Here is a 2,324-nt window from a genome sequence, read left to right as displayed (position 1 = left end):
TAAGCAATTGCGGTATTTTATGCCACCTTTTTTTATTGCCTTCGTGAATAATTCAGGTAACCACACTCAACAGGAAAAAAATGGACAACAAACTTTTTTCTGCCTTGAAGCCAGTTATGCCAGTGCTGGCGATGTCATTGCTGTTTGGATGTGCTACCACTGAAACGCATCAGGCGCTTGTGGTTGATAAGGTGAACAGCGCGTCAGTCAACTACACTGGTGTCAAATCGTCTCTTGTTGTCGGTAAATTCGATAACCGCTCAGGTTTTATGCGCGGGCTCTTTTCCGATGGAAACGATCGGCTCGGCAGTCAGGCAAAGACCATTCTCATCTCACATCTCCAGCAGTCGAACCATTTCAATGTCATGGATCGTGACAACATGGCTGAGGCGAAGCAGGAGGCAAATCTTGGAGGAAAAACGCAGAGCATCAAGAGTGCCAGGTATCTCATCACTGGAGATATAACGGATTTCGGCAGAAAAGAGACCGGCGACCAGCAGCTTTTCGGTGTTCTCGGTCGTGGAAAATCTCAGGTTGCCTATGCGAAAATTACGCTGAACGTGGTGAATGCTCTGACATCCGAAATAGTCTATTCAGTTCAGGGGGCGGGTGAATATGCGCTCTCCAACAGGGAGGTTATCGGTTTCGGTGGTACGGCAGAATATGATTCGACCCTTAATGGCAAGGTTCTCGATCTCGCTATCAGAGAAGCTGTGAACCGGCTTGTAGAAGGTGTGGACAATGGGGCTTGGAAACCTGAAAACTGAGTGAGATGAAAAAATCAGCTTCTCTTTTTATGATTCTGTTGCTCCAGGGTTGTGCCTCTCAGACACCGGTTCTTTACGAGTGGGGCAACTATGAGGATCTTGTGTACAAGAGTTATTCCGGTGCAGGGAAGCTTTCGCCTGATGAGCATATTCAGAAGCTCGAAGCCGATTACCAGGTTTCACGATCCAGCAACAGGCCAGTTCCTCCCGGGTATTATGCTCAGCTTGGTCTGCTGTATTATCAGACCGGCAGGCCGGATGATGCTGCAAAATCGTTTACGACCGAAGCGGAGCTGTTTCCGGAATCAAAGGTGTTCATGAATCGGCTTATCGAAAAATTGAAACAAAAGGGGAAATGATGAGATTGCTCAGAGTTGTTTCAACCTTGTCGGTTTTTTCGCTACTCGGTGGCTGTGCCTCTTCCGTGAGTAAACAGGATTACACGAATTACCGTAATTCAAGGCCTGCTTCGATTCTTGTTTTGCCTCCGGTCAACAATTCGCCAGACATAAAGGCAACCTATGGCGTTTTGTCCACAGTGACAAGGCCACTGGCTGAAGGCGGGTATTATGTGTTTCCTGTGACGCTGGTCGATCAGACATTCAAGGAAAACGGCTTGCTGAACCCTCCCGAAATGCATCAGGCGCCACTGAACAGGTTACGGGAGATCTTTGGTGCTGATGCTGTTTTGTACATAACGATCGAACAATATGGCGCTTCATACAAGGTGGTGACCAGTGACACTGTCGTAACGGCGAAAGCGCGCCTGATCGATGCAAAAACGGGTGAACAGTTATGGTCGGGCAAGGCAACGGCATCGAGTGCCGAAACCGATAGTAACAACACGAATGGACTGGCGGGTCTGCTTCTGAAAGCGGTCGTGAAGCAGGTTGTCAGCACATCAGTCGACCAGGGCCATGACATTGCAAAAATCACAAGCAGGCGTTTGCTGTCGCCCCGCTCAGACGGGCTCTTGTATGGTCCACGCTCTTCGTTGTATCAGTCAGAAAAATAGTGCTCATACTTTGTGCGCATCTGTTTTCTGTGTGTGTTGACGAGAAACAGCGAAAATCGCTTCTGAACAAAAGTCCGGAATCAATACCCGGACTTTTTTTTCGTGGTAGTGAGATGTCACGCCTAAACTAACGCAGAATACAAAGCCATTGAACTTATCCAAATCGAAATCGAAATCGAAATCGGTACCGGTACCGATTTCGATTATGTGAGTGGAACACGGTACCGATTTCGATGATCAAAGAAATTGCTACTCTTTACCGTTGTCGCGACACTACCGTCAGTCGAAGGTGACACGACAAACTGCGGTATCGGTTGTTTTGAACAGGCTTTTTCCATTTTTTATCGACAGAGTGTTGACCGGAAAACCTCCGTCGCTGTACATTGAGCGACGTGAGTTTTGTTTCAACATCAATGGGTACCTGCCATGTCGAAAACCATTATGCTGCTGGGCAGCGGAGAGCTGGGGAAAGAGTTTGTCATAGCCCCTATGTGTTAATATAGATGTCGCGTCCAACAAGGAGGCGAATTATGGAATATTCA

General features: G+C 47.7%; 3 protein-coding genes. All 3 read left to right on the top strand.

Translation table 11 applies throughout. The features are described from left to right. Positions 1 to 80 precede the first annotated feature (80 nt). The 3 genes from BOO20_RS01835 to BOO20_RS01825 are packed head-to-tail and all read left to right on the top strand — an operon-like array spanning position 81 to position 1,782. Positions 81 to 767: a CsgG/HfaB family protein gene (locus tag BOO20_RS01835; protein WP_076789910.1), complete on the top strand. Its 687-nt coding sequence runs from the start codon at positions 81 to 83 to the stop codon at positions 765 to 767. Positions 768 to 772: 5 nt separating this feature from the next. Beyond that, positions 773 to 1,126 carry a DUF4810 domain-containing protein gene (locus BOO20_RS01830; RefSeq protein WP_076789907.1) on the top strand — a complete coding sequence of 118 codons (354 nt, stop codon included), beginning with the start codon at positions 773 to 775 and terminating at the stop codon, positions 1,124 to 1,126. Further along, on the top strand, positions 1,123 to 1,782 hold the full coding sequence (locus tag BOO20_RS01825) for a DUF799 domain-containing protein (protein ID WP_076789905.1): 660 nt from the start codon (positions 1,123 to 1,125) through the stop codon (positions 1,780 to 1,782). Before BOO20_RS01830 ends, BOO20_RS01825 begins: the two co-directional genes overlap by 4 nt. The last annotated feature ends 542 nt before the right edge of the window (positions 1,783 to 2,324 follow it).

Origin of the sequence: Chlorobium sp. KB01, assembly GCF_001975465.1 — a bacterium.
Taxonomy (GTDB): domain Bacteria; phylum Bacteroidota; class Chlorobiia; order Chlorobiales; family Chlorobiaceae; genus Chlorobium.
The sequence above is the reverse complement of the archived record's forward strand: the minus strand, read 5'-3'. Positions and strand labels throughout refer to the sequence as shown.

Bases quoted from the DNA above. Each gene is read 5' to 3' on its own strand.
- BOO20_RS01835 (WP_076789910.1), top strand. From the start codon at position 81: ATGGACAACAAACTTTTTTCTGCCTTGAAGCCAGTTATGCCAGTGCTG.
- BOO20_RS01830 (WP_076789907.1), top strand. From the start codon at position 773: ATGAAAAAATCAGCTTCTCTTTTTATGATTCTGTTGCTCCAGGGTTGT.
- BOO20_RS01825 (WP_076789905.1), top strand. From the start codon at position 1,123: ATGATGAGATTGCTCAGAGTTGTTTCAACCTTGTCGGTTTTTTCGCTA.